Here is a 2884-nt window from a genome sequence, read left to right on the forward strand (position 1 = left end):
AGCAGACGCGAGTCAGAGCAGCGGTCAGAGTGGTTTTACCGTGGTCAACGTGACCAATGGTCCCTACGTTGACGTGGGGCAGGGAACGATCAAATTTTTCCTTAGCCATCGATAACACCCTCAACAGAAGAATTAGACGAACGATATCTACCATTAAAACAAAGGCAGATATTTTCATATCTGCCTTGTTATATGGAGCTCTTGAGCGGATTTGAACCGCTGACCTCACCCTTACCAAGGGTGTGCTCTACCAACTGAGCTACAAGAGCGTAACACTTTGCACAACCTGCAAACTTGGAGCGGGTAGCGGGAATCGAACCCGCATCATCAGCTTGGAAGGCTGAGGTTCTACCACTAAACTATACCCGCGGAGCTTGCAGCTCACGCTAAAAATGGTGGAGGGGGAAGGATTCGAACCTTCGAAGTCGTAGACGTCAGATTTACAGTCTGATCCCTTTGGCCGCTCGGGAACCCCTCCTAAGCGAGCCGGCATTCTATACTATGCCGACCTTCTGTCAAGCATTTTCTCATTAAAAACCTGAGGTTAGCTGCGTTGACACCGCTCCGCTTTGACAACCTGTTTAGGTGTTCGCTGTGGAGCGGGCGCCATTCTATGCAAACTATTCCAGCGGTGCAACCCCCTCACACAGCATTATTTTATGTTTTAACTCATTGAATTCCTTGGAAAGGTTCTGCAACTGCACATCCCCCAATAAACGCTGGCTCTCGGGCGCAATGCGCAACCAATATCCAGGCTCGGGAAGATCCTTTTGCGATGCCTGAACCTTCACACTCATGCCCGCTAGACGCATCTGTAGCGCGGAAAGGCTGCTTTCTTGAGTCAAACCACCCAAAAACAGACACTCCTGTCCGGCATGGCGCGCGCCTTGCACTCCCGCCGAGTCACCAGTCGCCTCACTCAATAAGCGAATATCTTGCTGGGACCCGCGGTACATGCTGAGAGGAGTGACATCTTTTGCACGCAAGGGCGCCTCCTGCTGATGCCAGACGTAATAGAACACATTGAGAACAACGAGCAGCAGGAACAACCAACGCATACAAACCTCAAGTTAAAGGACACGCCATCGCCAACCCTACAAATACCAGGTCAGGGACGATCCGAGCATCAGGCACGACGTCCGCCACCAATCCAGCATCGCCACCGGTAATAAAGACAGCAAAGCGCTCCCCCCAATAGGATCGAGCCATTTCCATCTGGGTCAGAACGAAACCTCTCAACATTAAAGAGCACCCTCGCTCCACCGCCTCGACGGTACTGCGCCCCGGAGCATGGCTCGTCAACGCTTTTTCGGCAGCCAAGTCCCCATAACGGATTTTCCGGGTATGTGTACGTAATTGGTTACGCATCAAGGGCATCCCTGGGCAAATGAATCCTCCAAGGTGCTCTCCTTCGGCATTAATAAAATCGGCTGTCACAGCAGTGCCGAAATCCAGAATCAGACAGGCGCCGGCAGCCAGATGAAAGCCACCGAGCATCGCCAACCAGCGATCCAGCCCCAAGCGTTCATAGTCGTCATAGCCATTCCTGACACCAGACATTTCACTGGCCGACTTTGCGCAAACGACCGAGATGCCGAACGTCTGCTCGAGAACTCGGGTGAGCGCAGCAGTTTCTTCGCTGGTTCTTACGCTGACCAACCGACATTTGCGCAACGACAGGCTCTCAAATGCACACAAGCTATCCACCAGAGCCTGATCCGAGTCGACAACACCTTCCGCGAAAAGACCACCAGCAGCCGTATTCAATACGCGCCACTTGATAAAGCTATTCCCACAGTCGAGCTCAAGAATCATCACGCAACCTCAGACTGAGCTCACCACCACTAAATACTTTTTCCACGCCGTCCACCTTCAAGCGCAGCGCACCCTGGCTATCAATACCAAGCACTACGCCTTCTATATGACTAACGCCCGCAACCAAAGAAACCGGGCGACCTTGCCACATGTGATCCTTTTCCCACTCCTCCTGGAACGCAGAGAAACCATGGACCTGATGACGCTGGATATAACCGCGCAGTTGGTCGCTCAGCTCAGCCACCAAGACGTTGCGATCGCAGGTTTGACCCGTCTCGAGTCGAATTGACGTCCATTGCTGGTCAACTTCCTCAGCAACCTGCATGTTCACATTAATGCCTATACCCAGCACCACATGGCAAACATCTGCCGGATCCCCTACTAGCTCAAGAAGAATACCGGCGATTTTCTTGTTCCCGACCAGCACATCGTTGGGCCACTTCAATCCTGCGCCCGCCACCCCCAGCTTTCGCAGGGCATGCATAACAGCCAAACCGACCACCAGACTCAAGCCCTCAAGCTGGCGCATGCCACCTTCAATGCGCAGGACCAGGCTGTAGTAGAGATTTTCAGCAAAAGGGCTTACCCATTTGCGGCCTCTGCGACCGCGACCGGAAATCTGTCGTTCGGCCAATACCAGAAACGGCGCCGCTCGACCCTGGTTGATCGCGCGAAGCGCCTCTGCGTTAGTGGAATCGATGGAATCAAAGACTGTAATCGGCCAAACCGCTGCTAAGGCACTAATCTTCAGGGGGTCGAGGAGCGTCAAGGGTGCAGCCAGTTGATAGCCTCTGCCCCGGACTTTGTTTATGGACAACCCGAGCTCAGCCTCAAGATGCTGAAGCTGCTTCCACACCGCACTTCGACTGATTCCCAGGGTAACCCCCAGAGCCTCGCCGGAATGGAATCGACCATCCTTTAATAGATTCAACAACGTCAGCATGCAGGTCTCGCCTCACAATGAGGTCCGAATAATAGCCATGAGCCGGGCGATTGCATAGAAATCAAGCGCACCACTTTCCTGCGGGCAAAACAAAACCCCAACTGCTTTCGCAATTGGGGTTTCGGA

The 2884-nt window shown here is 53.3% G+C and carries 4 protein-coding genes and 3 tRNA genes; all 7 read right to left on the bottom strand.

Translation table 11 applies throughout. The features are described from left to right. A partial coding sequence (locus tag QRN61_RS26565) for a GTP-binding protein (protein ID WP_130928968.1) occupies positions 1–109 on the bottom strand: 109 nt, incomplete at its 3' end. Between the two features lie 84 nt (positions 110–193). Beyond that, positions 194–269: transfer RNA gene (locus tag QRN61_RS26570), tRNA-Thr, on the bottom strand. 26 nt (positions 270–295) lie between these two features. After that, positions 296–369 (bottom strand) — tRNA-Gly (locus QRN61_RS26575). Between the two features lie 24 nt (positions 370–393). Then, a tRNA-Tyr gene (locus QRN61_RS26580) sits at positions 394–478 on the bottom strand. Positions 479–620: 142 nt separating this feature from the next. Next, positions 621–1058 (bottom strand): hypothetical protein, encoded by a 438-nt coding sequence (locus QRN61_RS26585; protein ID WP_027614313.1) that lies wholly within the window; start codon positions 1056–1058, stop codon positions 621–623. A gap of 7 nt (positions 1059–1065) precedes the next feature. Beyond that, the gene (locus tag QRN61_RS26590; protein WP_285376256.1) at positions 1066–1815 is read right to left on the bottom strand and encodes a pantothenate kinase; all 750 of its coding nucleotides are present in this window, start codon (positions 1813–1815) and stop codon (positions 1066–1068) included. Beyond that, entirely contained in the window at positions 1805–2758 is a 954-nt protein-coding gene (birA, locus tag QRN61_RS26595; RefSeq protein ID WP_027614311.1) for a bifunctional biotin--[acetyl-CoA-carboxylase] ligase/biotin operon repressor BirA, read from the bottom strand. The genes QRN61_RS26590 and birA overlap by 11 nt, the downstream gene beginning before the upstream one ends. Positions 2759–2884 lie beyond the last annotated feature (126 nt).

Origin of the sequence: Pseudomonas sp. lyk4-TYG-107 (assembly GCF_030209055.1) — a bacterium.
Classification (GTDB): Bacteria; Pseudomonadota; Gammaproteobacteria; order Pseudomonadales; family Pseudomonadaceae; genus Aquipseudomonas; species Aquipseudomonas putida_A.